The organism is Amycolatopsis sp. H20-H5 (assembly GCF_035828755.1).
Taxonomy (GTDB): Bacteria; Actinomycetota; Actinomycetes; order Mycobacteriales; family Pseudonocardiaceae; genus Amycolatopsis.
In genome coordinates, this window is sequence record NZ_JAYMZS010000115.1 from 1 (window position 1) to 21,836 (window position 21,836).

Consider the following 21,836-nt stretch of genomic DNA (forward strand, 5'->3'; position numbering starts at 1 on the left):
CCAGGCCGCCCCAACTCGCGACGGCAGGTCGCCCCCGTTAAAGACAAAGCCGCACTTACGCTGGAAGTCAGGGGCGACCTGGCGGCGCGAGTTTGTGAGCGCGCTGGCCAAAAAACACAGGCTTCTAACCGCACCTCAGGACGCAACCAAAAAACCCGCACCGCCGCCGAGTGCCAGGAGCAAACCAGCGGCGCACGCAAGCGCGCTGGCCAAAAAACACAGGAGCCAACCAAAAAAAGAGGGCGGCCCTCGCCAGGGGGGAGGGACGAGGGCCGCCAAGGGTTCAGCCCCGGGGGGTCGGACTGAACCGGGTCCGGCTCGCACCGGACTTCCTCACTGTAACTCCGGGAACGCCTCGTTGAACCTGCTGCCGACACCCACAATTCGATAACGGCATCTTGCGCCGGACGCGCTGGTCTGTGATGGATTTTCCGCCGGTCACGGGGGCGGGTGGTCAGCCAACTATCCTGGTTTCGTGGCCGAACCCAGCAAGGCGCCGTCGAGTGCGTCCGTATCCATGGCGGAGCACGTGAGCGGGAGCGCGGTGGCCGCGTTCTTCGATCTCGACAAGACCATCATCGCGTCCTCCAGCGCGCTCGCTTTCAGCAAGCCTCTGCTGCGCGAGGGGCTGATCAACCGCCGGGCCGCGCTGCGCAGCGCGTACGCGCAGTTGGTGTTCTCGCTGGCCGGCGCCGACGCGGAGAAGACCGAACGGATGCGCGCGGAGGTGTCGGCGTTGTGCGCGGGCTGGGATGTCGCGCAGGTGTCGGCGATCGTGCGCGAGACGTTGCATGACGTGGTCGACCCGCTGGTGTACGTCGAGGCGACTGACCTGATCGCGGCGCATCTCGCCGACGGGCAGGACGTGATCGTGCTGTCGGCGACGGGCGAGGAGGTCGTGGCCCCGGTCGCGGAGATGCTGGGCGCGACCCGGAGTGTGGCGACTCGGATGCAGATCGTCGACGGCCATTACTCCGGTGAGGTGGACTTCTACTGCTACGGCGAGAACAAGGCCGTCGCCGCGAAGCAGCTCGCGGTGACCTACGGCTATGACCTCGCGCAGTGTCACGCGTACACCGATTCGAGCACCGATATCCCGCTGCTGGAGGTCGTCGGGCACCCGCACGCGGTCAATCCGGACAGGCTGCTGCGGCGGCACGCGACCGAACGCGGCTGGCCGATCCTGACGTTCGAGCATCCGATGTCGCTGCGGAGCCGGTTCCCGGCGCGCTCGGCGGGGCTGGTGGCGCTGGGCATGGGCGCGGTGGCGGCGGGCGCCACCTGGTACGGCGTGAGCCGCCGCAGGCGCTCTCGGTAGGCGCACGCCCACTTGGCGGTACCAGACCGGTCTTTCTCAAGGACAGTCCCGAATTATTCGTCGCTGTGGGTGCCCGTGTCACTAGATCGAGCCTCTGTACCGGTGCACCCGTCTGCGCACTTGTCGTGACCCGCATCACGGCGTAGAAAGTAGGAGCGGACGTTTGGTCGGCCAGGGAAGAGGTAGAAGAGAAGCCTCCTCCACCCCGACAGATCTCCGTGTGCGGACTCCGGGCACCCACGCGCAGCGCGCCGCGGGAGGCTCGTCGTCTAGGGACTGCTTAGTGGGACGCCACATGCCGAGTCCATGAAGGTACGACCAGAGTTGCACGCTTGGTCACCCGAGATGTTCGCACTGAGGCGGAGCCCGTCGGCCACGGCCGACGGGCTCCGCCATTTTTTGTCCCTTGTTGCTGCGCACGGCCGATAGACAAGCCCCGATTCGGTGGGTAGCTTCCCGATACCAGTGCATTCGAGTGGGATTTTCACCAGACGTCGCCGCTCGGCCTGGTTCGAAGTCTGGGAGGCTTGTGGTGACCGAACGACGTGTGCGCGCCCGTTTCCGGAGGACCCATGCGCTCGCCCTGCCCTTGGCGGCGCTTCTCGTCGTCACCGGTGTGGGTGGCGCCGGGGCAAGCCCGAAACTGGCACAGCCGGTGAGCGCCGAGGCACGGGCTTCGGCCGCGGCCCAGCAGGCGCTGCGGGGGCTCAGCCTCGAGGAGAAGGTCGGCCAGCTGTTCGTCACCTGGGTGAACGGCAAGTCGGCCGACGAGGTGAACGCGAAGAACCAGACCGACTTCGGCGTCGACACCCCGGCCCAGGTCGTCCAGAAGTACCACCTCGGTGGTGTCATCTACTTCAACAACGCCTCCCGCGACAACTTCGACGACCCGCTGCAGGTCGCGAAGCTGTCCAACGGCCTCCAGAACGCGGCCGTTCGCGGTGGCGCGCGCATCCCGCTGCAGATCTCCACCGATCAGGAGGGCGGCACGGTCACCCGGATGGGTGCCCCCGCGACCGAGTTCCCCAACTCGATGGCGATCGCCGCCGGGCGCAGCACCGACAGCGCCAAGGCCGCGGCCACGATCATCGGCCACGAGCTCCGCGCGGTCGGCATCAACCAGGACTTCGCGCCCGACGCCGACGTCAACTCGAACCCGGCCAACCCGGTGATCGGCGTGCGGTCGTTCTCCGGCCAGCCCGGCCTCGCGAGTGACTTCGTCACCGCCGAGGTCAACGGCTACCAGAACTCCGGCTGGCCCACCGAAACGGTGTCTTCGACCGCGAAGCACTTCCCCGGACACGGTGACGCGGCTACCGACAGCCACACCGGACTGCCGCACATCACCCGGACGGAAGCCGAGTGGCGGCAGTACGACGTGCCGCCGTTCAAGGCCGCCATCAAAGCGGGCATCGACTCGATCATGAGCGCGCACATCCAGTTCCCCAGCCTCGACCCGTCGGGCGAGCCCGCGACGCTGTCGAAGCCGATCATCACCGGCAAGCTGCGCGGAGAACTCGGCTACAAAGGCGTGATCGTCACGGACGCACTGGAGATGGAAGGCGTCCGCAAGCTGCACACCGACGCCGAGATCCCGGTGCTCGCGCTCAAGGCGGGCATCGACCAGCTGCTCATGCCCGTCCACCTCGAACTGGCGATCAACTCGGTGCTGGCCGCGGTGAAGTCCGGCGAGCTGACCGAGCAGCGCATCGATCAGAGCCTCCTGCGGATCCTCACGCTCAAGTTCAAGCGCGGCATCCTGTTCTCGCCGTTCGTCGACACGTCGAAGGTGGCCGAGAAGGTCGGCACGCCCGCGAACCTGGCCACCGCGCAGAAGATCGCCGACAAGTCGATCACCGCGATCAGCAACGACGCCGGTGTCCTGCCGCTGAAGCAGAAGCCGTCGACGGCACTGGTCACCGGGTGGGGCGCGACGACGATCCCCGCGCTCGCGGCGAAACTCACCGCGCACGGCACGACACCGACGTCACTCGTGACCGGTTCCGCGCCGACGGACGCGCAGATCGCCCAGGCCGTCGCGGCGGCGAGCACCACCGACGTCGTCGTGGTGCTGACCAACGACATCGGCAACTCGCCCGTGCAGACCAAGCTGCTCGACGCGCTCGCCGCCACCGGGAAGCCGGTCGTCGCGGTCGCCGCGCAGATCCCGTACGACGCCGGTTACGCCAGCAAGGTGACCACCTGGCTGGCCACGTACGGCTACATCGGGCCGTCACTGGAGGCGCTCGCGAAGGTGATCGTCGGCGAGACTGCGCCGACGGGCAAGCTGCCGGTCGACATCCCGGCGGGCAAGGACCTCAACACCGTGAAATACCCGTTCGGCCACGGGCTGACCTGGTGAGCCTGAACCGACGGCACTTCCTCGCCGCCGGCGCCCTCGCGGTCCCTGTCGTGGCGGGCGGCTCCGCGCTGCCCGCTTCGGCGGCCGAGGAAGCCCAAAGAGGATCTTCGCGAGTACTGACCGGAGCGGCGATGCTGGCCGCACAGGGCTGGCGGCCGCTGGCCGGGAAGAAGCTCGGGGTGCTGTCGAACCCGACCGGGATCCTGCCGGGCGGCGAGCACATCGTCGACTCGATGGTGGCCGCCGGGGTGCGTCCGGTTGCGGCTTTCGGGCCGGAGCACGGGTTCCGCGGCAGCGCGCAGGCCGGTGGTTCCGAGGGCGACTACACCGATCCCCGCACCGGCATCCCGGTGTACGACGCGTACGGCGCCGACGCCACCAAGCTCGCCGGGCTGTTCACCAAGGCGGGTGTCGACACGGTCGTGTTCGACATCGCCGACGTCGGCGCGCGGTTCTACACCTACATCTGGTCGCTGTACACGGCGATGGTCGCGGCCGCGCGGGTCGGCGCCGCGTTCGTCGTGCTCGACCGGCCGAATCCGTTGGGCGGCAAGGCTTCCGGGCCGTTGCTGGACATCAGGTTCGCGTCCGGCGTCGGCCGCAAACCGATCATCCAGCAGCACGGCATGACCGTCGGCGAGCTCGCTCGTTTCTTCGCCGCGGAGTTCCTACCGGGCGACGGCGTGAAGCTAGCCAAGCTCGACGTCGTCGAGGTCCGCGGCTGGCGCCGGGACCGGCTCTTCGCGAACACCGGCCTGGACTGGGTGCCGCCGAGCCCCAACATGCCGACGCCGGACACCGCGCTCGTCTACCCGGGCACCGGCATGTTCGAGGGCACCGTGTTCTCCGAGGGCCGCGGCACGACCCGTCCGTTCGAGATCATCGGCGCGCCAGGGCTCGACTGGCGCTGGAGCGAGAAGCTCAACGGCCTCGAGCTGCCCGGCGCGCGGTTCCGCGAGACGTACTTCGTGCCGACGTTCAGCAAGTTCGTCAACCAGACGTGTGGCGGCGTGCAGCTGAGCGTCACCGATCCGGGTGAATTCGACGCCATCCGCACCGCTGTGGCCATGTTCGTCACGGCCAAGGCGCTACACCCGGACAAGTTCGCGTGGCGGCCCGACCACTACCTCGATCTACTGTCCGGTTCGGACCGGCTGCGGACCATGGTCGACGCGGGCGCCGGGGTCGACGAGATCGTCGGGTCGTGGCGCGCCGAGCTGGCGGACTTCGACCGTAAGCGCCGCCACTATCTGATCTACCGCTAAGGGGATGGCCATGCGTGCTAGGAAGTTCCTGACCGCGACCGTCGCACTGGTGGCGGTGACCACACTGACGACCTCGGGAGCGAGTGCCATCGCCACCGAAAACCACGGCGGGACCACGGCCGGGCGGTTCGACCGCCCGCAGCAGGGCTTCGCACCCGCGTGGACCTCGCTGCGCGACGGCAAGCCGTCCGACGCCGGGCTCGACGCGACGCCGATCAAAGCCGCGGAGAAGTTCATCGAGAGCTGGACGAAGCCGGACGCGACGGGTCACCCGCGCTTCTCCGGCGCCGTCGGCCTCCTCGCGCACGACGGTGTCGTGGTCGACAAGTACACCGCCGGGGCCGCGCTGCGCTATGCCGACGCGAGCGGCACCGAGCTGCCGCCCGCGCAGCAGGTGCCGATGCGGAACGACACGATCTTCGACATGGCCTCGATCTCGAAGCTGTTCACCTCGATCGCAGTGATGCAGCTCGTCGAGCAGGGCAGGGTCGATGTCGCCGCGCCGGTCGTGCGCTACCTGCCGGACTTCGGGGTCAACGGCAAGGAGTCGGTGACCGTCGAGCAGCTGCTCACGCACACCTCGGGCTTCGACGCCGACCCGGTCCCGTCGCTGTGGGCGGGCTACCCGGACATCCCATCGCGCCGTAAGGCCGTGCTGGACAGCAAGCTGATCCACGCGCCGGGCAGCACCTACCTCTACTCCGACATCAACCTGCTGACGCTCGGCTTCCTCGTCGAGAAGCTCACCGGGCAGCCGCTCGACAAGGTGGTCCACGACCGGCTGACAGCGCCGCTCGGCATGACCGACACCGGCTACAACCCGCCCGCGTCGAAGCTGGACCGCGTCGCGGCGACGGAGTTCGAGACGAACCCGGCACGCGGGCTGGTCCGCGGGCAGGTGCACGACGAGAACGCCTGGTCGCTCGGCGGGGTCGCCGGGCACGCCGGGGTGTTCTCCACGGCCGGTGACATGGCGACGCTGGCGCAGGCGATCCTCAACGGCGGGACCTATCGCGGGCACCGCGTCCTGCGGCCCGAGACCGTCCGGCTGATGCTGACGAACTACAACCAGAAGTTCCCCGACGACGCCCACGGCCTCGGCTTCGAGCTCGACCAGCCCTGGTACATGGGCGCGCTGGCCTCCCCGGTGACGGCAGGGCACACCGGCTTCACCGGCACGACGCTGGTCATCGACCCGGAGTCCCGCTCGTTCGCCATCCTGCTGACCAACCGGGTGCACCCGACCCGCAGCTGGGGCTCGATCAACCTCGCCCGCGAGACCTGGGCCAGCTCGCTCGCGAAGGCGATGGCCGTGCGTCCCGCCGACGGACGTGACGCCTGGTTCAGCGGCATCGGCGACGCGAGTTCGGCCACGCTCACGACCCGTCCACTCACAACGCGTGGCGGCGCGCTGAAGGTGTCGTTCGACGCCTTCGTCGACACCGAGGGCCCGACGGATCCGCTCGTGCTGGAGTCGAGCGCCGACGGAGTCACCTGGACGCCGGTTCCGCTGCGCGCGAACGGTCCGGGTGCTCCAGCAGACACTGTGACTTCGCTCTCAGGGCATGGCCACCGGGCGTGGTGGCGCGTGAGCGCAGAGGTGACCGGGGCAACCCAGACCACCCTTCGGTGGCGTTACGGGACCGACGCGCGTTACACCGGGAGGGGTGTTTCGGTGGACAGTGTGAAAGTCACTGAGCGCGGCCGGGTACTTCTCGACGGTGAGCGACAGGTGTCCGCTTTTTCCGCTTCGGGCTGGCAGTTGAGCAGCCGGTAACCGAACAGGCGCGTCCAGCCACCCTGAATGCCCCGGTCAGCGGGACAGAAGCCCTTGCATCGCGACACTAAGTTGCCAAGTCGTTAGCTTGCGCTCGTTAACAAGGCCGACCTGGTTAGCGACTTTCTGGTCAGCGATTAATCGTAAATCGAATCCGCAGACACGGATAGGTTGCGATCTTCCCGGAGGGTGTGGGTAGCCTTGTCCCAAATGCCAGCAGTTAGTAACTTTCCCACGGTGAGCGAAGCCGAGTCCGTAGTCATGGCGGCGCCGTCCGAGCACGCACTGGCGCCCAGCCCGGTGCGTGACGCGGACGCGAGTCCCCTGGTCCGGATCCGCTCGTTGCTGCCCGGGCTCGCCCGCGCCGAACAGCGAGTGGCCAAGGTCGTCCTCGACAACCCGGGCTCGGTGGCCCGGCGCAGCATCACCGAGGTGGCACTCGCCGCGAACACCAGCGAGACCACGGTGACCCGGTTCTGCAAGGCCATCGGCGTCGGCGGATATCCGCAGCTGCGCATCGCGCTGGCCGCGGACACCGCACGCACCGAGGCCCGCTCCAGCCGGAACCTCGGCGGCGAGATCGGTCTCGACGACGACCTGTCAGCGGTCATCAGCAAGGTCAGCTTCGCCGACGCGCGTGCCGTCGAGGAGACGGCCGAGCAGCTCGACGTCGCGATCCTGCAGGAGGTCATCGACCTCGTGGCGAGCGCGGGCCGGGTCGACGTCTACGGCGTCGGCGCGAGCGCGTTCGTGGCCGCGGACCTGCAGCAGAAGCTGCACCGCATCGGCCGGGTCTGCTTCGCCTGGTCCGACACGCACATCATGCTGACCTCGGCCGCCGTGCTCAGCCCCGGCGACGTCGCGGTGGGCATCTCGCACACGGGCGCGACCACGGACACCGTGGAAGCGCTGCGGGTGGCCCGCGAGCATGGGGCGATCACCGTGGCGGTGACCAACTTCCCGCGCTCGCCGATCACCGAGGTCGCCGACCACGTGCTGACCACGGCCGCCCGCGAGACGACGTTCCGCTCCGGGGCGACGGCGAGCCGCATCGCGCAGCTCACCGTCATCGACTGCCTGTTCATCGGGGTGGCGCAGCGGCACATGGACGCGTCGGTCAACGCACTGGACGCGACCAGGGACGCGGTGGGTTCACACAGGCTCGGGGTTCGTCCGGACGGCCGTCGGCGACCGCGGGAAACCGGCAAATGAGCGAAGCGGCCGGAGTGGGCTCCCGCGAGGGAGCGGAAAACTACGGAGTGAGGCGCATGATGACAGTCCCCCGGCAGGTGGTGCATGTCGATTCGCCCACCGAGCAGCGCAACCCGCGCACCACCGACATCGACCTGATGCCGACCATCGGCATCCTCGGCATGCTCAACGCCGAGGATCGCCGGGTGCCGGACGCGGTCGCCGCGGTGCTGCCACAGGTGGCGCGTGCGGTGGACTTCGCCGTGGAGGCGCTGCGCGGCGGGCACCGGATCCACTACGTCGGCGCCGGCACCTCCGGCCGCCTGGCCACCCTGGACGCCGCCGAGTTGGTGCCGACGTTCAACGTGCCGCCGGACTGGTTCGTCGCCCACCACGCCGGTGGTGAGCGCGCGCTGCGTCAGGCCGTCGAGAACGCCGAGGACGACGCCAAGAGCGGTGCCGCCGAGATCGCCGAGACGGTCGAGCCCGGCGACTTCGTGCTCGGGCTGACGGCTTCCGGGCGGACGCCGTACGTGCTCGGCGCGCTGGCCGCGGCGAGCCGTCGCGGCGCCCGGACCGGCCTCATCTCCGGCAATCCGGTCGCGCTCAAACCTGCCGGAGTCGATGTGCTCATCGCCGTCGACACCGGTCCCGAGGCGATCGCCGGGTCGACCAGGATGAAGGCCGGGACGGCGCAGAAGCTGATCCTGACCTCGTTCTCGACCGCGACGATGATCCGGCTGGGGCGGACGTACTCGAACCTGATGGTCAGCATGCGCGCCACGAACGCGAAGCTGCGCGGCCGGACGGTCCGGATCCTGCGCGAGGCCACCGGGATGAGCGCGCAGGACTGTTCCGAAGCACTGACCGACGCGGACGGCGATCTCAAGGTCGCGCTGGTCCACCTGCTTTCCGGGGTGGACGTGGCGGGCGCGGCGAAGGCACTCGAAGCCGCGGACGGGCACGTCCGCAAGGCACTGGACTCGGTCCACGTGCGGGCCAGCTGAACCCCAGTCCCCTGACCGCGCCCCACACTTCGCCGCTCCAGCCCCACGCCCAGTCCAGCCGGAGGTCCCTGAAGGCCACCAAGACGGCGTTAAACGCTGTCATGGTGGCCTTCAGGGACTTCTGGGGCGGCTAGCCCGCGAGCGCCCACGACCGGCCGAGCTGCCAGGCCGCGCACACGCCGACGTCGAGCAGGTACGGCGCGGCGTGTCCGCATCGGCCGTCGCCGCCGCCCGGCGCGACCGGCTGGCCGTGCCCCATGCCGGTGATCGAGTAGGTCTCGACGGCCACCCGCCCGGCCGAGTCCCGATACACCGCGTGCGGGAATCCGCCGACCGTGTCGGTGCCCGCCGCCGTCGCCGCGCCGACGTCGGTCCACTGCTCGGCGAGCTCGCGCAGGTTCGCCGGGGCGACGGTGTAGTCGGCCGTGCCCTGCCAGATGCTCACGGTCGGCCGCGTGCCGGTGAACGCGCTCGCCGCCCGAACCTTGTCACCCCACTGCTTCGGCGTCAGGTTCTTGCCGGGGTTCATGCACCCGAAAGCCTCGATGGTCGAGCTCGCGCACCCGAACGGGAGCCCTGCGACGATCCCGCCGCCGCCGAACAGCTCCGGGTACGCCGCCAGCATCACCGACGTCATCCCGCCGCCCGCGGACAGCCCGGAGACGTACACGCGCTTCGCGTCGGCGCCGGTATCGGCGATCGCGCGGCGGGTCATCTGCGCGATCGACTCCGCTTCGCCGGACCCGCGCGTCGTGTCGCCGGACTGGAACCAGTTGAAGCACTTGCTGAGATTGTTCCCCGAAACCTGTTGCGGGAGAACAAGAGTGAACCTCCAGCGCTCGGCGAGCTCGACCCAGCCGGAGCCCTGGCCGTAGCCGCTCGCGTCCTGGGTACAGCCGTGCAGCGCCACGACGACGGGACGTCCGGGCGGCAGCCCGTCGGGCACGTATTCGAACATCTGCAGCGCGCCAGGGTTGCTCCCGAACCCGGTGACCGGCCGGATCGTGCTCGCCAAGGCCGGTGCGGCGAACGCGAGCAGCGCCGACACCACCAGGCCGATGAGAAGCTTCCGCATCGAGACCACCTCCTTGTGACCGCCGTCACGCTGAGAGTAGGCACGCTCGCACCGCGTTCCCACAGTGACCGCCACCACAGTCGACGCCGGTTTTGTGTGGCTGGAACGGATACCGGCGCGCGCCGGGCCTGCCTACCGTCGCCGTATGCGGCTCACCCTGGTTCTCGCCGGACTGCTCCTCACCTCGCTCGTCGCCACACCGGCGGCGACGGCGGTGCCGCGGTGCGCACCGGTCACCGTCCCCGGGGCCGCCCACCAGGAACAGTCCTGTTTGGACGATCTGACGACGACCGGGACCCTGGTCAGCGGCCACACCGTGCAGGCGGACTGGGCCGGGCTGACCTCGGCCGGGCTGCCCGCGCCGAGCGGTGTCCCCGGTGTCCAGGTCGACGGGTACTTCCCGGACACCTCGACGACCAACACCGCGCACGGCTGGAACCACGACGCACAGTTCGTGCTGCGGTTGCCGGAGAAGTGGAACGGCGGGCTGGTGGTGTCGGGCTCACCCGGCGTCCGCCGCCAGTACGCGAACGACCGGGCCATCGGCGACCAGGTGATCGCAGCCGGTTACGCGTTCGCCGCCACAGACAAGGGCAACACCGGCGCGGACTTCTTCACCGACGGACGCCGTCCGGGTGACGCGCTCACCGAGTGGAACGACCGGGTGACCCAGCTGACGATCGCCGCCAAACTCGCCGCGGCGCGGCACTACGGCCGGTTCCCGTCCCGCACGATCGCGGCGGGCCTGTCGAACGGCGGCTACCTCGTGCGGTGGCAACTGGAGAACCGCGCCTGGCTCTACGACGGCGGCGTCGACTGGGAAGGCACGCTCTGGCGCGAAAACGGGCCTAACCTGTTCACCTTCCTGCCGCCGGCCCTCGCGGCATATCCGGCGTACGTGGCCGGTTCCGAACAGGCGCACCAAGCGATCCTGGACGCCGGGTTCGCGCCCGGGTCAGAGTTCCTGTGGGCGTACCACGATCAGGTGTACTGGGGCCTGACACAGCGTATTTACCGCAGCGAGGTCGACCCAGCATTCACCGGCGACGACGCCACGTACGACTACGCGTCACGGCCTGCGTCGGTAAAGCACGCTGTCGAACGGATCTCCCTGACCGGCCGGATCGGCAAACCCCTGCTCACCCTGCACGGCACGCTCGACACCCTGCTCCCGATCAGCCGCGACTCCGACGTCTACCAGGGGCTGATCGCCGCCCAGGGCCGCGCGAGCCTGCAGCGGTACTACCGGATCGAGGGCGGCAACCACGTCGACGGCCTGGTGGACGTCTACCCGGACGAACTGCGCCCGATCGGCCCCTGCTTCCGCACGGCGTTCACGACACTCGAAAGCTGGCTGGGCGGCACCCGCCCACCCGCGTCGGCGACCATCCCCCGCCCCGCGAACACCTCCCCCGCCGACCTCGCGCGCACCTGCTCCCTCACGCCCTGACCTCCGCCGAGCCTGATTGCCCCTGAAGGCCACCATGAGGGACCTAGACGCCCTCATGGTGGCCTTCAGGGACTTCCGGGCGGACGAGCGTGGCTCACTAACTGGCTGACCAGGTAAAATGCCCCGCAACCGCGCCGATATCCAACGCAACTCGTCGACGAGTTGCGGGGGAGTGCGGGGTTGCACTCAGGGGCGAAGGCGGTGCAGTCGGAGGGCGAGCTGAAGTTCCAGGGCTCGCTCCGGGGACTGCCAGTCGTCGCCGAGCAGGGACGCGATCCGGTCCAGGCGCTGGACGACGGTGTTCACGTGGACGTGCAGCTCGTCCTTGGCGCGCGTCAGGTTGGCGCCGCACGAGAAATACGCGCGCAGCGTGCCGAGCAGGTCCGTGCCGCGACGGACGTCGTAGTCCAGCACCGGCCCGAGCGTCGAGGCGACATAGGCGGCGAGGTCGGCATGTTCGCCGAGGACCATGCCGAGGAACCCGAGGTCCGCCATCGACGCGCCTTCGCCAGGACGGCCGAGCGCCAGCAGGGTGCCGACGCAGCGGGCCGCCTCGGCGTGCGCCTCCGCCAGTGCGGCCGGGCCGGACACCGGGCCCGCCGCGCCGACCGTGACCGCGCAGTCCATTGTGGACCTCAGGGCCGCGCTCACTTTCCTTGCCAGCAGGCCTGGATCGTCACCCACCGCCAGCGCGACGACCTGTTCGGCGTGTACCCCGACGAGCTCGGCGTGCCGGGCCGCGGCGGCCGCCAGGCGACGGCGTGAGACGCCCTCGGCGTGCGCGATCAGGACCGTGTGCGGTGCCGACAAGTCGACAGCGAGGCGTCGTCCGCGCGCGAGCAGCGCCGCGGGATTGCGGTCCGGCGCGGTCAGCAGGTCGGTCAGCAGCTCACCGCGGACCTCGTCCTCGGCCTGCGCGACCGACCGCCGCAGCATCAGCAACAGCGCGGTGACGACACCGGCGCGCTCGAACAGCGCGCGGTCGGCCCCGGCCAGCCCCGGCCGTCCGCCGAGGACCAGGCTGCCCAGAAGTTCTTGTCCCGCTTGCACAGCACAGACCCAAGTGTCCTCAGTGGACACCGCGCGCCCACTCGTGCGCGACAGGGCAACGGCTCGGAGGTCGAGTTCGGGGGCGACCCCGGAACGCGCGAGTTCCGCGCCCTCGGCGTCGTACACGGCGAGGTCTCCGTGCAGGACGTCCGCCACCGCGGCGGCGACCTCGGCCAGCTGCCCGCCGCGGAGCACCAGGTCCATCAGCCGATCGTGGGCGTCTTCGGCCCGCCGCATGGTCGAGTTCGCCGCGTTCAGTTCGGCCGCCGCGCGGCGCGTCTCGTCGAGCAAGTGCGCGCTGTCGAGCGCGATCGCCGCGTGGTCGGCCAGCGACGAGAGCAGCGCGACCTCGCCGGCGGTGAACTCGCGCGGCTTCCGGTCGGAGGCGAACAGCACGCCGATCACCTTGCTGCCGATCGCGAGCGGCACGCCGAGGATCGCGGTGAGCCCCTCGTCCTGGACGCCGGTGTCGATCGGCGACGTGTGCCGGAACCGCTCGTCGGCGAAGTAGTCAGCGGTCGCGTACGGCCGCGCGGTCTGGGCGACGAGCCCGCCGAGGCCGTCCCCCATCCCGAGCACGACCTGCTGGAACAGCGCGGAAACCGAACCGTCCGTGACCCGGACGTAGGTCTTGCCCGCGGCCTCGTCGTTGAGGCTGAGATACGACACGTCGACCCCGAGCAGCGTCCGGGCGCGGCGGACGATCGACCGCAGCACGGCGTCGGGATCGCTGAGCCGCGCGAGGTCGCTCGCGGTGTCGAACAACGCGGTGAGCTCGGCTTCGCGGCGGCGGTGTTCGGCGAGCGTGTGCTGGATCCGCAACGCCAGCCCGGCCGCGGCGCCGAGCTCGCCCAACTGCCCTTCGGAGAGCTCGCCGGAAGCCCGCGCCGCGACCGCGACCTCGGCCAGCCGCTCGCTGCCCGCACCGGCGGCGAGCAGTTCGAGCAGCTGAAGCAGGACTTCCGACGAGATCTCCACCCGGGTCATGCTTTCACTACGGACCGGTCTGTAACAGCCGGAACGTCCTCGTGCAGCGAAGAGCCTCGTGTCTCGCGCCCGGCGAGCAGCGCGACGACCGTGATCACGCACATGCCGACTACGTACAGCGAGATCGGGAGCGTGCTGTGATAGCTCCTGAACAGCGCGACCGCGATGAGCGGCGCCACCGCCCCGGCCGCGATCGACGACAGCTGCCCGCCGACGGAAAGGCCGGTGTAGCGCACGCGCGTCGGGAACTGCTCCGCGAAGAACGCGGCCTGCGGGCCGTACATCGCGCCGTGCAGCACGAGCCCGATGGTCGCGGCGACGATGATCAACCCCGGCGATTTCGTGTCCATCATCGCGAAGAACCCGAACGCCCACGCGGCCATGCCGAGCGCGCCGAACAGGTACACCGGCTTGCGGCCGACCCGGTCGGAAAGCGCTCCCCACAAGGGAATCGTGACGAAGTGGATGGCCGAGCCGATGAGCACGGCGTTGAGCCCGGCGGACTTCGGCAGCCCCAGCCCGGTCGTGACGTAGACGAGGATGAACGCGGTCAGCACGTAGTAGGAGACGTTCTCCGCCATCCGCGCGCCGATGGTGACCAGCACCTGGCGCCAGTTGTAGCGGAAGACCTCCAGGACCGGCGTGTGCTGCTTCTCGCCCAGCGCGGCGGCTTTCTCCTGTGCGGCAAGGAAAACGGGAGATTCGCTGACGGCCAGCCGAATCCACAGCCCGATCACGACCAAGACCCCGGACAGCAGGAACGGGACCCGCCAGCCCCACGACAGGAACGCCGCGTCGGACTGCGTCGCGGCCAGGATCGCGAGAACGGCCGTGGCCAGCAGGTTCCCACCCGGCGCCCCACACTGCGGCCACGACGCCCAGAAGCCCCGGCGTTTCGCGTCGCCGTGCTCGGAGACGATCAGCACGGCGCCGCCCCACTCGCCACCGAGCGCGAAGCCCTGGACGAGGCGCAGGACAGTCAGCAGGATCGGCGCGGCGGCCCCGGCGACGGCGTACGTCGGCAGGACGCCCATCAGGCAGGTCGAGCCGCCCATCAGCAGCAGGCTCAGTATCAGCAGCTTCTTCCGGCCGACCTTGTCACCGAAGTGCCCGAACACCAGCCCGCCGATCGGCCGCGCGAGGAAACCGATGGCGTAGGTGAGGAACGCCAGCAACGTGCCGGTGAGCGGATCGGCGGTGGGGAAGAAGAGTTTGTTGAACACCAGGGCGGCGGCCGAGGTGTAGAGGAAGAAGTCGTACCACTCGATGGTGGTGCCGATCAGGCTGGCGCCGACTACCTTGGGGATCGAGGACACGAGAGAACTCGCAATCTTGTTGGTGTGCGGGACTATCCGGCGGTCCAGCCGCCATCCATCGACAGCGACGCCCCGGTGACGTGCCCGGAATGCCTGCCACAGAGCCAAGTGACGAGCGCGGCGACGTCAGCGGGGTCGATCAGTTGCTTGATCGCGGCGCGGCGAAGGAGCACCTCCGCGACGACTTCGTCGGGTTCGAGGCCGTGTTCGGCCGCCTGCGCGGCGAGCTGGCCGGTGATCAGCGCGGTGCGCACGTAACCCGGGCTGACACAATTGCTGGTGACGCCGTGCTCGGCGCCTTCGAGCGCGGCGACCTTCGAGAGGCCTTCGAGCGCGTGTTTCGCCGTGACGTAAGCGACCTTGAACGGGCTCGCCCGCAGGCCGTGGACGCTCGACATGTTGACGATCCGGCCCCAGCCGCGCGCGTACATATGCGGCAGGGTGCGGCGGATCAGCAGGAACGGCGCGGTGACCATCAACGCCTGGATGCGCGCGAACTGCTCGGGCGGGAAATCGGGCAGCGCGGCGACGTGCTGGAAACCGGCGTTGTTGACCAGGATGTCGACCTCGGCGGGCAGTTTGCCGACGGTCTCGGCGTCGGTCAGGTCGACCGGGTGCGCCCAGCCGCCGACCTCGTTCGCGGCGCGCTCCGCGGCGTCACGGTCGATGTCGACGACATGGACCTTGGCCCCGGCCTCGGCCAGCGCCCGCACACAGGCGAGCCCGATGCCACCCGCCCCGCCGGTCACGAGCGCGACGCGACCGCCCAGGTCATTGTGATCTACACCACTCATAGCCGAGAACGATAAGTCTCACCCGCCGGTCGAGCCATGTACCCACTCACCACAACTTCCGAAGATCCCATGTGCCCCAGCCCCATACGATTCGATTGCCCCTGAAGGCCACCATCACGGCGTATTACGCCGTGATGGTGGCCTTCAGGGGCAATGACAGGGAAGTCCTACGCGGGGCGAGGGGGCAACGTGGCGACGAGTTGCCGCCAGGCGGGGGCGGGGATGACCAGGGCGCCGGACGCGGGGGACTTCGAGTCGCGGATGGCCACGGCACCGGGGGTCTGCGCGACCTCGACGCAGTTGCCATCGTGCCCATCGCCACCGCTGTGGCTGCTCTTCCGCCACCGGGCACTGGCCAGGTCCACCGTGCTCGCCTCTTCCGGCTCGATCACATCTCGGCGATCATCCGCTCGATCAACGCGACGGAAGCCTGCTCGTCCAGCGCCAGACCAGCCAGATGATCGAAGACGAGCCTAGCAGCGCGAACCTCCTCCACTCTTTCGACTTCCACCGAACCGAACCCGTACTCGACGTAGGCAAGATCAGGCTCCGCCGGATCAGGAAAACTCACTACCGCGAAATTGCTGTACAGCCCACTGTGCGAGCCAGCGCTGAGAGGAACCACCTGCACTACGACATTCGACAGGTCAGCTAGTTCAAGGAGGTGCTCCAACTGCTCGCGATCACAGCGCGGCCGACGCATCGCCGATTCGTCGATGATCGCGTGCACGGTGAGCAATGGTTCCTCGAAAAGCCGACGTTTGCGCCGCAGTCGAACGGTGACCTGGTTCTCCAGGCTGTGTCCCCTGAACGGCACCCGCGCACCCGCGTAGGTCGCCCGCATGTAGCGCTCGCTCTGGAGGATGCCGGGAATGAAGCCCAGTTCGTAGGTCCGTATGACCGAGGCTTCGGCCTCGACCGGCACGAAACCCCGGTCATCGACACCGAAGGCGTGCCACCAGCCCTTTTCCTTCGCGCGGTCGTACATGCGGACGTAGTACGGGTAGTCGTTGGTAATCACTCCGTACCGGTCCAGCAGGGCCATGAAGTCGTTGTACGACGGGTGCTGCCCGTTCTCGATCCGGGACAGCTTCGGCTTCGAGATGCGGACCGTCCTCCCGGCTTCGTCCAGGCTCATGCCGGTCGCCTCGCGCAGGCGCCGCAGGGTTCGCCCCAGTACGCGGCGACGGTAGGTCGAGCCCAGCCGCTCGCTCACCGCACTCTCACCCCCAGCCACGACATGATCACGAATCGTAAGCCGGAACGTGCAGAGTGAAACGTTTCCACGCCGGAGTCCGCCGCGCACCCTCCCCCGATGGATTACCCCTACGAGCTGCAATACCGCCGGGAACCCTCGCGCGCGCTCGAACACATCGAGGTCATCGACGACATGGGATTCCTCCTCGAACAGCACCGGGAACGCAAGGAAGCCTGGGTCGTCGAATACGCGATCGGGTGCGCGGAGGACTTCCTCGAACGCCGGTGTGTCAAGCCGGGGACGTTCCTGGTGACCGTCCACCGCCTGTTCCCGCCGGACCGGCGGGAACACGTCGTCACCGTGCGGTGTCAGCTCGCGGCGTCGGAAATGCTCTTGGCTTCCTTGGCCCCGGCCTCGAACGCCTCGCAGCAGAACAAGAGCCAGCCCCGCACGCCCTCGACGTCGCCCGCGGCGAAACCCGCCGCGAACTCGTTGTACTTGCGGACGCGCCTGAAGTAAAAGACCTCGGGCACGCTCAACGCCTTCGGGTCCAGCCCGGTCGCGATCATCGTCAGCCGGGCCGCCGCGCGCGCGACTACGCCGTCAGCGCTGCCGAACGGCTTCAGCGCGAGCAACTCCCCGTGCACGACAGCGCTCAGCACCGGCCCCGGGACCGAAGTCGCTCCGGTGACCAGTTGCGCGAGGAGCTCCAGACGAGGCCCCGCGTCGCCATCCGTGCGGGGACGTCCCAGCGCGTCCGGGTCCGTGACCAGATCCGCCGCGGCCAGGACGTGCATCCGCGCGAGGGCTTGCATCGGCGCGCGGCGCCAGGTCGGCAGCAGTGACTCCAGGGTCTCGGCGACCCGCAGCGAACCGGCGAGCACCGGGTCGCTGACCGAACCGTCCGCGGGCAGTTCCGGGTCCGCGCCCTCGATCCCGGCCGACGCCCGCGCCGCTCGCACCGAGGCCTCGGCGGCGGTCGCGGACCCGTCACGCAGGTTCACCGGCGAGCGGTGCACCGCGAACACCGCGTCCTGCGCGGATTTCGCGGCCGCCGCGACGCCTTCGAGCTCCAGCAACGGCCTCAGCGGGTCGTTCACGCTTCCAGCACCTGCCCCGCGCGCTGCACCACGGGCGGTTCGACCGACCACGGGAAGTTGATCCAGCGGTCCGTCCTCTTCCAGACGTACTCGCATTTGACCGTCGAGTGCGGTTTCTCGTAGATCACCGCGCAGCGCACGTCGGCGACGTGCTCCACGCAGAAGTCGCGGACCAGCTTCAGCGTCGCGCCGGTGTCGGCCACGTCGTCGGCGATCAGGACCTTCTTGCTCGTCAGGTCGACCACGTTCGGCACCGGTGGGAGCACCACCGGCAGGTCGAGGCGCTGGTCGACGCCGGTGTAGAACTCGACGTTCATCACGTGCAGGTTCTTCACGTCCAGCGCGTACCCGAGCGAACCGGCGACGAACAGGCCGCCGCGCGCGATCGAGAGGATCAGGTCGGGCTCGAACCCGTCCCCGGCGATCTCCCGCGCCAGGTCCCGGCTGGCCGTCCCGAACAACTCCCAGGTGAGCTCTTCCCGCTCTCCGGCCATCGTCTTCGTCCTCCTCGATCGATCCCGCGAGCATAGGCAACCGCGAAGTGGACTGGCGAAATGCTTCAGTATTGGATATCTAGAACAGCCACTCCTGACCTTAGGCTGGGACTGTGACCGACTGGAACGACACCCCGACCCTGTCCGGCGAGCATGTGCGACTCGAACCGCTGACCCGCGACCACGCCAAGGGCCTCTTCGAAGCCGGTGCTGATCCCGAGGTTTGGACGTGGCTCAGCGTCCGCCAGCCCGTGGACCTCGTCCAAACGGAACAGATGATCGACGTGATGCTCAGCGACCCCGCGCGGCGGGCATGGGCGCAGATCGACGCGCACACCGGCGACGTCGCGGGCACCACTTCCTACTACCAAGTAGTTCCACCGCACCGGATCCTGTCGATCGGGCACACCTGGATCGGCAGGCCGTGGCAGCGGACCCCGCTCAACACCGAGTCGAAACTCCTCCTGCTGCGACGGGCTTTCGACGATCTCGACGCCCAGCGAGTCGCCTGGGAGACCGACCTCCGCAACGAACGGTCCCAGCGCGCGATCGAGCGGCTGGGCGCGCGGCGCGAGGCAGTCCTGCGCGCACACCGCATCCGCCCGGACGGGACGTCGCGTGACACGGTCGTGTACTCGGTGACCGCCGAGGAGTGGCCGGGAGTAGCGGAGGGGCTGCGAACTCGCCTCTCACGGTGAAACTGACGGGCAACCTGGCTGCAACCTTTTACATCGCGTACTAACGTCACTAGCGTGCCGTAAGCCGTGAGCCGCGGGTTCGCATCATCAGGAGGCCTTGCAACCATGACCGAGCAGTCCCCAGCGCTGGACAACCTGCTCAACGAGAGCCGCACCTTCCCGCCGAGCGACGAATTCGCCGCTCAGGCCAACGCGAAGGACGATCTCTACGCCGAAGCCGACGCCGACCGCGAGGCCTTCTGGGCGAAGCAGGCCGAGCGGCTGCACTGGGACACCAAGTGGACCCAGGTATTGGACTGGACCAATGCGCCGTTCGCGAAGTGGTTCATCGGCGGCAAGCTGAACGTGGCCTACAACTGTGTCGACCGCCACGTCGACGACGGCCACGGCGAGCAGGTCGCCATCCACTGGGTCGGCGAACCGGGCGACACCAGGGACATCACCTACGCGCAGCTGAAAGACGAGGTTTCCAAGGCCGCGAACGCCCTGACCTCGCTGGGCCTCAGCGCCGGCGACGTCGTCGGGATCCAGCTGCAGATGATCCCCGAGGCCATCATCGCGATGCTCGCGTGCGCGCGCATCGGCGTGCTCCACAACGTCGTCTTCGGCGGCTTCTCGCCGACAGCGCTCCGCGCGCGTGTCGACGACGCGGCCGCGAAGGTCGTCATCACCTCCGACGGGCAGTACCGCCGCGGCAAGGCCGCGCCGATGAAGGCGAACGTCGACGAAGCGCTCGAAGGCGCCGAGACGGTCGAAAAGGTCATCGTCGTCCGCCGCACGGGTAGCGACCTCGAAGGCGAAGTGCCGTGGAACGAGGGTCGCGACGTCTGGTGGCACGACCTCGTCGACGCGCAGTCCACGGAGCACACTCCGGAGGCCTTCGACGCCGAGCACCCGCTGTTCATCCTCTACACCTCAGGCACCACCGGGAATCCCAAGGGCATCCTGCACACCTCCGGCGGCTACCTGACGCAGGCGGCGTACACGCACCACAACGTCTTCGACCACAAGGCGGGCGAGGACGTCTACTGGTGCACCGCCGACATCGGCTGGATCACCGGGCACAGCTACATCGTCTACGGGCCGCTCGCGAACCGCGTCACGCAGGTCGTCTACGAAGGCACGCCGAACACCCCGCACGAGGGACGGCACTGGGAGATCGTGCAGAAGTACAAGGTCTCCATCTACTACACCGCGCCCACGCTGATCCGCACGTTCATGAAGTGGGGCAAGGAAATCCCCGAGAAGTACGACCTCACCTCGCTGCGGGTCCTGGGCAGCGTCGGCGAGCCGATCAACCCCGAGGCGTGGATCTGGTATCGCGAGAACATCGGCGCGGGCAAGACCCCGATCGTCGACACCTGGTGGCAGACCGAGACCGGCGCGATCATGATCTCGCCGCTGCCGGGCGTCACGTCCACGAAGCCGGGCTCGGCGCAGCGGGCGCTCCCGGGCATCTCGATGAAGGTCGTCGACAACGACGCGGCCGAGGTCGGCAAGGGCGGCGGCGGTTACCTGGTGCTCGACCAGCCGTGGCCGTCGATGCTGCGCGGGATCTGGGGCGACGAGGCGCGCTACCGGGAGACGTACTGGTCCCGCTTCGCGGACCAGGGCTTCTACTTCGCCGGTGACGGCGCGAAATACGACTCCGACGGCGACGTCTGGCTACTGGGCCGCGTCGACGACGTGATGAACGTGTCCGGGCACCGGATCTCCACCACCGAGGTCGAATCCGCGCTGGTCTCGCACCCGACGGTCGCCGAGGCCGCGGTCGTCGGCGCGTCCGACCCGACCACCGGGCAGGGCATCGTCGCGTTCGTCATCCTGCGCGGCAACGCCGTCGACGGTGGTGAAGAGGCCATCCAGGCACTACGCAACCACGTCGCGAAGGAAATCGGCCCGATCGCGAAGCCGCGGCAGATCCTGGTCGTCCAGGAACTGCCGAAGACGCGGTCCGGCAAGATCATGCGCCGCCTGCTGCGCGACGTCGCGGAGAACCGCGAGGTCGGCGACGTCACGACGCTGGCCGACTCGTCGGTGATGGCACTGATCTCGTCCGGCCTGAGCTCCGGCAAGACCGAGGAGTAGATTTCTGATTGCCCCTGAAGGCCACCATGAGGGACTCTAGGTCCCTCATGGTGGCCTTCAGGGCGTTTGAGACAGTGATCGGGACCCCAACGCGCGGTAGTCGAACGCTTGTTCTACGCTGTCGCCCGGGAGTACCCATTCCAGCCGGCAAGGAGACGCACCGACGATGACCGTGGATGCCTTGACACACCAAGAGGAAACGGCGACCGAAGCGGCACTCGACTCGACGCCGCAGGCAGCGGAGTCCACCCCCGAGCCCGCCGTCTCCGAGTCCACCTCCACGACTCCGGAAACGCCCGAGGCCGAGACCCCGGCCGAGGAGGCCCCGAAGCCGAAGCGCGGCCGCCCCAAGGTCGCGACGACGGCCAAGAAGACCCGCACGGTCGAGCTCGTCCTCACCGTCACCGGTACCGCCGACGGTGAGTGGCAGGCCGAGCTCAAGAACGGCAGCAAGTGGGTCGCCAAGGGCCTGGAGATCCCCGCCGCCGCGGTTTCGCGCGCCGCGAAGGAGCTGCACCAGGACCTCTCCGGTCCGATCGACGAAGTGATCAACCAGGCCCGCGAGGCGCAGGCCGCGAAGGTCGCCCAGCTGGAAGCCGAGCTGGAGAAGGCCAAGGCGGCCCTCGCCGAGCTCGACACCGAAAACTAAAGACTCACCGGCCGCCG

At 68.9% G+C, this 21,836-nt stretch carries 18 protein-coding genes; 10 read left to right on the forward strand and 8 right to left on the reverse strand.

Features of this window, described 5'->3' with window-relative positions; all coding sequences use genetic code 11:
• Positions 1-517: 517 nt before the first annotated feature.
• The 6 genes from QMK34_RS38360 (at position 518) to QMK34_RS38385 (ending at position 8,920) form a co-directional block, all read left to right on the forward strand.
• Positions 518-1,318, forward strand: a complete 801-nt coding sequence (locus QMK34_RS38360) for an HAD family hydrolase (RefSeq protein ID WP_326419712.1) — start codon at positions 518-520, stop codon at positions 1,316-1,318.
• Positions 1,319-1,901: 583 nt separating this feature from the next.
• Complete coding sequence (locus QMK34_RS38365) at positions 1,902-3,680, forward strand: glycoside hydrolase family 3 protein (protein WP_442785312.1); 1,779 nt, start codon at positions 1,902-1,904, stop codon at positions 3,678-3,680.
• A complete protein-coding gene (locus tag QMK34_RS38370; RefSeq protein ID WP_326419693.1) occupies positions 3,677-4,945 on the forward strand; it encodes an exo-beta-N-acetylmuramidase NamZ family protein in 1,269 nt (422 codons plus the stop codon). Before QMK34_RS38365 ends, QMK34_RS38370 begins: the two co-directional genes overlap by 4 nt.
• 10 nt (positions 4,946-4,955) lie before the next feature.
• Positions 4,956-6,722, forward strand: coding sequence for a serine hydrolase (locus tag QMK34_RS38375; RefSeq protein WP_326419694.1), 1,767 nt, complete (start codon positions 4,956-4,958; stop codon positions 6,720-6,722).
• Positions 6,723-6,983: 261 nt separating this feature from the next.
• Positions 6,984-7,934 (forward strand): MurR/RpiR family transcriptional regulator, encoded by a 951-nt coding sequence (locus QMK34_RS38380; protein ID WP_326419714.1) that lies wholly within the window; start codon positions 6,984-6,986, stop codon positions 7,932-7,934.
• A 56-nt stretch (positions 7,935-7,990) separates the two neighbouring features.
• Complete coding sequence (locus QMK34_RS38385) at positions 7,991-8,920, forward strand: N-acetylmuramic acid 6-phosphate etherase (RefSeq protein WP_326419695.1); 930 nt, start codon at positions 7,991-7,993, stop codon at positions 8,918-8,920.
• A gap of 130 nt (positions 8,921-9,050) precedes the next feature.
• On the opposite strand, the gene QMK34_RS38390 is transcribed toward QMK34_RS38385, so the two are convergent.
• Positions 9,051-9,995, reverse strand: coding sequence for an extracellular catalytic domain type 1 short-chain-length polyhydroxyalkanoate depolymerase (locus QMK34_RS38390; RefSeq protein ID WP_326419696.1), 945 nt, complete (start codon positions 9,993-9,995; stop codon positions 9,051-9,053).
• Between the two features lie 145 nt (positions 9,996-10,140).
• Between QMK34_RS38390 and QMK34_RS38395 the strand changes: the two genes are divergently transcribed.
• Positions 10,141-11,445: a 3-hydroxybutyrate oligomer hydrolase family protein gene (locus QMK34_RS38395; protein ID WP_326419716.1), complete on the forward strand. Its 1,305-nt coding sequence runs from the start codon at positions 10,141-10,143 to the stop codon at positions 11,443-11,445.
• Positions 11,446-11,631: 186 nt separating this feature from the next.
• Here QMK34_RS38395 and QMK34_RS38400 read toward each other — a convergent pair whose 3' ends face one another.
• The 7 genes from QMK34_RS38400 to QMK34_RS38430 form a co-directional block, all read right to left on the reverse strand.
• Positions 11,632-13,482, reverse strand: a complete 1,851-nt coding sequence (locus QMK34_RS38400) for a helix-turn-helix domain-containing protein (protein ID WP_326419697.1) — start codon at positions 13,480-13,482, stop codon at positions 11,632-11,634.
• A complete protein-coding gene (locus QMK34_RS38405) occupies positions 13,479-14,798 on the reverse strand; it encodes an MFS transporter (RefSeq protein WP_326419698.1) in 1,320 nt (439 codons plus the stop codon). Before QMK34_RS38405 ends, QMK34_RS38400 begins: the two co-directional genes overlap by 4 nt.
• A gap of 32 nt (positions 14,799-14,830) precedes the next feature.
• Positions 14,831-15,592 (reverse strand): 3-hydroxybutyrate dehydrogenase, encoded by a 762-nt coding sequence (locus QMK34_RS38410; protein WP_326419699.1) that lies wholly within the window; start codon positions 15,590-15,592, stop codon positions 14,831-14,833.
• Between the two features lie 167 nt (positions 15,593-15,759).
• Positions 15,760-15,984 carry a DUF397 domain-containing protein gene (locus tag QMK34_RS38415; protein WP_326419700.1) on the reverse strand — a complete coding sequence of 75 codons (225 nt, stop codon included), beginning with the start codon at positions 15,982-15,984 and terminating at the stop codon, positions 15,760-15,762.
• Positions 15,981-17,141: a helix-turn-helix domain-containing protein gene (locus QMK34_RS38420; RefSeq protein WP_326419701.1), complete on the reverse strand. Its 1,161-nt coding sequence runs from the start codon at positions 17,139-17,141 to the stop codon at positions 15,981-15,983. Before QMK34_RS38420 ends, QMK34_RS38415 begins: the two co-directional genes overlap by 4 nt.
• Positions 17,142-17,158: 17 nt before the next feature.
• Positions 17,159-17,890 carry an oxidoreductase gene (locus QMK34_RS38425; protein WP_326419702.1) on the reverse strand — a complete coding sequence of 244 codons (732 nt, stop codon included), beginning with the start codon at positions 17,888-17,890 and terminating at the stop codon, positions 17,159-17,161.
• Positions 17,887-18,384, reverse strand: coding sequence for a phosphoribosyltransferase (locus tag QMK34_RS38430; protein ID WP_326419703.1), 498 nt, complete (start codon positions 18,382-18,384; stop codon positions 17,887-17,889). The genes QMK34_RS38425 and QMK34_RS38430 overlap by 4 nt, the downstream gene beginning before the upstream one ends.
• A gap of 113 nt (positions 18,385-18,497) precedes the next feature.
• Between QMK34_RS38430 and QMK34_RS38435 the strand changes: the two genes are divergently transcribed.
• The 3 genes from QMK34_RS38435 to QMK34_RS38445 all read left to right on the forward strand — a co-directional run bounded on the left by QMK34_RS38435 (position 18,498) and on the right by QMK34_RS38445 (position 21,819).
• The gene (locus QMK34_RS38435; protein ID WP_326419704.1) at positions 18,498-19,082 is read left to right on the forward strand and encodes a GNAT family N-acetyltransferase; all 585 of its coding nucleotides are present in this window, start codon (positions 18,498-18,500) and stop codon (positions 19,080-19,082) included.
• 105 nt (positions 19,083-19,187) lie between these two features.
• Positions 19,188-21,170 carry an acetate--CoA ligase gene (acs, locus tag QMK34_RS38440; protein ID WP_326419705.1) on the forward strand — a complete coding sequence of 661 codons (1,983 nt, stop codon included), beginning with the start codon at positions 19,188-19,190 and terminating at the stop codon, positions 21,168-21,170.
• A 166-nt stretch (positions 21,171-21,336) separates the two neighbouring features.
• Positions 21,337-21,819 (forward strand): DUF6319 family protein, encoded by a 483-nt coding sequence (locus QMK34_RS38445; protein ID WP_326419706.1) that lies wholly within the window; start codon positions 21,337-21,339, stop codon positions 21,817-21,819.
• Positions 21,820-21,836: the final 17 nt, after the last annotated feature.

Excerpts from the sequence above, each read along its gene's own strand:
- QMK34_RS38360 (WP_326419712.1), top strand. The coding sequence starts at position 518 with ATGGCGGAGCACGTGAGCGGGAGCGCGGTGGCCGCGTTCTTCGATCTC.
- QMK34_RS38375 (WP_326419694.1), top strand. The coding sequence starts at position 4,956 with ATGCGTGCTAGGAAGTTCCTGACCGCGACCGTCGCACTGGTGGCGGTG.
- QMK34_RS38380 (WP_326419714.1), top strand. The coding sequence starts at position 6,984 with ATGGCGGCGCCGTCCGAGCACGCACTGGCGCCCAGCCCGGTGCGTGAC.
- QMK34_RS38385 (WP_326419695.1), top strand. The coding sequence starts at position 7,991 with ATGATGACAGTCCCCCGGCAGGTGGTGCATGTCGATTCGCCCACCGAG.
- QMK34_RS38390 (WP_326419696.1), bottom strand. The coding sequence starts at position 9,995 with ATGCGGAAGCTTCTCATCGGCCTGGTGGTGTCGGCGCTGCTCGCGTTC.
- QMK34_RS38395 (WP_326419716.1), top strand. The coding sequence starts at position 10,141 with ATGCGGCTCACCCTGGTTCTCGCCGGACTGCTCCTCACCTCGCTCGTC.
- QMK34_RS38400 (WP_326419697.1), bottom strand. The coding sequence starts at position 13,482 with ATGACCCGGGTGGAGATCTCGTCGGAAGTCCTGCTTCAGCTGCTCGAA.
- QMK34_RS38410 (WP_326419699.1), bottom strand. The coding sequence starts at position 15,592 with ATGAGTGGTGTAGATCACAATGACCTGGGCGGTCGCGTCGCGCTCGTG.
- QMK34_RS38430 (WP_326419703.1), bottom strand. The coding sequence starts at position 18,384 with ATGGCCGGAGAGCGGGAAGAGCTCACCTGGGAGTTGTTCGGGACGGCC.
- acs (WP_326419705.1), top strand. The coding sequence starts at position 19,188 with ATGACCGAGCAGTCCCCAGCGCTGGACAACCTGCTCAACGAGAGCCGC.
- QMK34_RS38445 (WP_326419706.1), top strand. The coding sequence starts at position 21,337 with ATGACCGTGGATGCCTTGACACACCAAGAGGAAACGGCGACCGAAGCG.